At 64.7% G+C, this 2,616-nt stretch carries 2 protein-coding genes; both read right to left on the reverse strand.

All coding sequences use genetic code 11. The features are described 5' to 3' along the window. Positions 1–153 precede the first annotated feature (153 nt). Positions 154–900, reverse strand: a complete 747-nt coding sequence (gene istB, locus V6X63_RS10610; protein WP_367978919.1) for an IS21-like element helper ATPase IstB — start codon at positions 898–900, stop codon at positions 154–156. Between the two features lie 29 nt (positions 901–929). After that, on the reverse strand, positions 930–2,441 hold the full coding sequence (istA, locus tag V6X63_RS10615) for an IS21 family transposase (protein ID WP_367978920.1): 1,512 nt from the start codon (positions 2,439–2,441) through the stop codon (positions 930–932). Positions 2,442–2,616 lie beyond the last annotated feature (175 nt).

Raw genomic sequence — 2,616 nt, forward strand, 5'->3', positions numbered from 1 at the left:
GATGCGTATTCCAGTCAAGTGGGTCACCTGTTCCAGTCGATCGGGGACAGGCGTTCCATCTGATCGGGGACGGTTATTCCGGTGGATCGGGGACACGTCTTTACGCTTAGCTGGTGTCGCCTTCCGGTCAACAGTTTTGACCCACCCTGCGGGTCACTCGGCCGGTTCTTGCTCCAGCCGTTTTCTCATGGATTCGCCCTTGAGATCGACGCGGTAGGCGTTGTGGATCAGCCGGTCGAGGATGGCATCGGCGAAGGTTGGATCGCCGATCGCCTCATGCCACTGAGCTACCGGTAACTGGCTGGTGACGATGGTCGATCCGCGCTGGTAGCGATCCTCGAGGATCTCCAGAAGCTCTCGTCGCTCCTCGTGATCGAGCACGCTCAGCCCGTAGTCATCGAGGACCAGTACTCGGATGCGGGAGAGCTCCTTGAAGCGCTTGGCGTAGGTGCCATCGGCATGGCCAAGCCGCAGCTCACCAAGGAGCATGGGCAGTCGCGCATAGCGGGCGAGGAAGCCGTCCCGGCAGGCTTTCTGTGCAAGGGCACAGGCGAGGAAGGACTTGCCCACGCCCGTCGCACCAGTGATCAGTATGTTGCGACGCTCGCGTATCCAGCGCGGGCTCGAGAGCTGCTCGATGAGCCCCAAGGGCAGCGCCCGCTCGCCACGCCGGTCGAGATCCTCAAGACAGGCCTCGGGGTAGCGCAGCTTCGCGCGCCTCAGCCGGCTGGTGAGCTGGCGGTCCTCGCGGATCATGGCCTCACGGTCGAGCAACAGCGCAAGACGGTCCATGAACGCCATCTGCGCGATGTCCTCTCGCTCGGTCTGCTCGGCGAGTGCTGTCTTCATGCCGGTGAGCTTCAGCGCGGCAAGCTTTTCGTAGGTCGGGTGGTGTAGCATCGCAGTCGATCTCCTTTTGGTCGGGGGGATCAGTGGTAGTAGGCCGGGCCGCGCACGTTGGCATGCTCGATGGGCGTGGCCTGGCTTGTACCACCTTCTCGCATGCCCCGACGCGCCAGGCCGCTGCGCAGGATCGACTCGAGGCTGGTGTAGTTCGCCATGCCGAGCTGATGGGCGTATGCGCAGGCCTCGCCCAGGTGCGCCGTGCCGTAGACACGCTCAAGGCGCTGCAGGCCCTCGGCGAGCCGGCGGGTCTTGCGAAGCGGGTTATGCTCGAGCGACTGGCGCACCAGCGCCTCCACCGCGTCGCCCTTCGCGCAGGCCCAGCGCAGGATGCCCTCGGCATCCAGTTCGGCGTATGCCTGATGGGCGGGCGGCATGTGTTCCCTCACCGTGGTCTTGCCCGGTCCGTCACGGCGTAGATGACTGGCGCGACGCTGGTTGGCGTGGAGGATCTCGATCACACGCTCGGTAATACGGACCTCCACGGTCTGGCCGATGAGCCGATGGGGGACGCTGTACGCATGCTCTGCATGGACGATGTGGTAGTCGGCCGGGACCTTGATCCGTCGCCATTCGCTGCTCTCGAACGGCTCTTTGGGCAGCGGCCGGAGCGCGGCGCGCTCGAACCGCTCGAACCGCGCCCGACGGCTTTCGCTGCCATCGCTCATGGGGCGGTTGTTGATCAGCTCAAGGCGCTCAGCGAGCGCCGCGTTCGCCTCATCCAGCGAGAAGAAGGTGTGATGGCGAAGTGGCGCCAGCGCCTCGCGCTCGATGATCAACACCGCGTTCTCGACGAGGCTCTTATCCCGCGGGGTACGCACCCGCGCCGGGACCACGGCAACACCGTAGTGCTCGGCAAGCCGCGTGTAGTCGATGTTCAGATCCGGGTCGTAACGGTGAGCCTTATTGACGCCGCTTTTGAGGTTATCCGGCACTAGAGTCTGCGGAACGCCGCCGAAGTACTCGAACGCCCGGATATGCGAGCCCTGCCAGTCGTGCTTTTGTTGGGTGGCCGTACCCTCAGAGAAGATCAGTTGCGAGGCACCGAGCACGGCGACGAAGACCTGCGCGGGATCGATCTCGCCAGTCTTCGGGTCGGTGATCGGCAGCGTCATCCCGGCGTAGTCGATGAACGCCACCTCGCCCGCCGTCTGGGTCTGGCGCATCCGCGGCTCGCTGCCTGCGCGACGGCGTTTGAGCTGCTCGCAGAACCAGGAGTAGTTATATCCGTTGGGATGAACCTCGCGGTACTCGAGCCAGACCTGACGCCGCGTCATGCCGCGGTACTGGAGCTCGCGCTCAACCGCCTCCCAGTCCGGCTGGGGACGGCTCGTCGGTGGCTCGGGCTTGGGGTAGAGCATCGCCTCGAGCTCCCGATCATCCAGCGTCTCAGGCAACGGCCAGCCAAGGCCTGCGGCCTTGGCACGCTCGAGGCAGCGATAGACGCTGTTCTTGCTGACCGCACAGCTTCGCGCAATCAGCCTCGGGCTCAGACCGTGCTCGTGGTGCAGGCGAAGGATCTCGCGGGCACGCCGCATGGCGGTTCTCCTGGTTGGCATCGTGGCTCTCTCCTTGATGGTCGGGGAAAGAGCCGGAGTATCCCCCGAGCGCCACACCAGTGTCCCTGATCAAACGGAATCGTTATCCCCGATCAGCCGGAATGCCCGTCCCAGATGGCGTGGAATCGGTGGCCCAGATCGGGAGTATTCCGCA

The sequence above is a fragment of the Spiribacter onubensis genome, assembly GCF_040838425.1.
In the GTDB taxonomy this organism is placed as follows: Bacteria; Pseudomonadota; Gammaproteobacteria; order Nitrococcales; family Nitrococcaceae; genus Spiribacter; species Spiribacter onubensis.